The organism is Streptococcus mitis (assembly GCF_946190065.1).
GTDB classification, from domain to species: Bacteria; Bacillota; Bacilli; order Lactobacillales; family Streptococcaceae; genus Streptococcus; species Streptococcus mitis_DE.
In genome coordinates this window covers 1-251 of record NZ_CAMHZD010000164.1, presented here as the reverse complement: position 1 = coordinate 251, position 251 = coordinate 1, and the positions used below count along the sequence as shown (strand labels likewise).

Below are 251 nucleotides of genomic sequence, written 5' to 3'. Positions count from 1 at the left end.
TCACTCTGCTTCAACAAGTGCCAGCGAATCAGCAAGCACCTCAGCTTGTGAGTCAGCGTCAACAAGTGCAAGCCAATCAGCAAGCACCTCAGCTAGACAGTCAGCATCAACAAGTGCAAGCCAATCAGCAAGCACGAGCGCAAGTCAATCGGCTTCAACAAGTGCTTCACCATCAGCAAGCACCTCAGCTAGACACTCAGCATCGACAAGTGCCAGGCAATCCGGCAGCAGGTGCGCAAGACAATCAGCGT

1 protein-coding gene is annotated in these 251 nt (G+C 53.0%); it reads left to right on the top strand.

Features of this window, described 5'->3' with window-relative positions:
* A partial coding sequence (locus tag OCF96_RS10015) for a hypothetical protein (protein ID WP_261447078.1) occupies nucleotides 1-251 on the top strand: 251 nt, incomplete at both ends.